Annotated in this window: 1 protein-coding gene; it reads left to right on the top strand. The window is 66.8% G+C overall.

Going from position 1 to position 431, the window contains the following annotated elements:
* A partial coding sequence (locus HWY05_RS38010) for an EAL domain-containing protein (RefSeq protein WP_176061511.1) occupies nucleotides 1–360 on the top strand: 360 nt, incomplete at its 5' end.
* Nucleotides 361–431: the final 71 nt, after the last annotated feature.

Genomic DNA, 431 nt, shown 5'->3' with positions numbered 1-431 from the left:
GCGGATCGCCCGCGCCTGGTGGAAATATTCCGGGCATACAAGCAATTCGGCTTTCAGACGGCGATCGACGACTTCGGCGCAGGCTACGCCGGGCTTTCGCTACTGGCCGACTTCCAGCCCGACCTGATCAAGCTGGACATCGAACTGGTGCGCCGCGTCGACGCCGACCCCGTTCGTCAGCACATCGTGCGCGGCGTCCTGGCGATTTGCCGCGATCTGGGCATCCGCGTCATCGCGGAAGGCGTGGAGACGCCCCTGGAACGGGACTTCCTGCTGGCCGAGGATGTGGTCCTGATGCAAGGCTATCTTTTCGCCCGGCCCGGCCTCGAGTCGCTCCCGCAACCGTCACGGTCGTCCTGAGCCCAGGTCCGGCGGGACCTGCGCACTCGCGGCGAGATGCCGAACCCGGCGCGCAGTGGCGAGCTACTGCA

The organism is Paraburkholderia sp. BCC1876, assembly GCF_902833695.1.
Classification (GTDB): domain Bacteria; phylum Pseudomonadota; class Gammaproteobacteria; order Burkholderiales; family Burkholderiaceae; genus Paraburkholderia.
This window is presented reverse-complemented; position numbering and strand designations above follow the sequence as displayed.